1 protein-coding gene is annotated in these 484 nt (G+C 61.6%); it reads right to left on the reverse strand.

Annotation, left to right across the window (positions count from 1 at the left end; all coding sequences use genetic code 11):
* On the reverse strand, positions 1-484 hold a 484-nt coding region (locus FGE05_RS29675; RefSeq protein ID WP_139650441.1), incomplete at both ends, for an immunoglobulin-like domain-containing protein.

Raw genomic sequence — 484 nt, forward strand, 5'->3', positions numbered from 1 at the left:
GTTGTAGACGTCGTTGGCAGGCGTATTGACTGCAACAGTGCCGGTGGTTTCGCCAGCGGCGATGTTAATCACGGAGCCATTGCTCAGCGTCACGGTCACTGGCGTTTGCGCGGCGTTGGTCAGCGTGGCGGTGTAGGTGATCTGGCCGCCTTCGGTGATGGTCTCGCTGGCGCTCAGGGTCAGGCCAGTGTTATCCACCGAATCGGTGATCGTGGTGACGGCAGGCGTCGTGTCCGGAACCAGGTTCTCGAAGTTACCGCCGGTTGCGCCGGTAATGGTGGTGCTGACGGTGCTGCCATTGTTGTAGACGTCATTCGCAGGCGTATTCACCGCAACGGTGCCGGTGGTTTCGCCGGCTGCGATGTTAATCACCGAGCCGTTGCTCAGCGTCACGGTCACTGGCGTTTGCGCCGCGTTGGTGAGCGTCGCGGTATAGGTGATCTGGCCGCCTTCGGTGATGGTTTCGCTGGCGCTCAGGGTCAGG

It is taken from the genome of Pseudomonas sp. ICMP22404 (assembly GCF_006227205.1).
Classification (GTDB): Bacteria; Pseudomonadota; Gammaproteobacteria; order Pseudomonadales; family Pseudomonadaceae; genus Aquipseudomonas.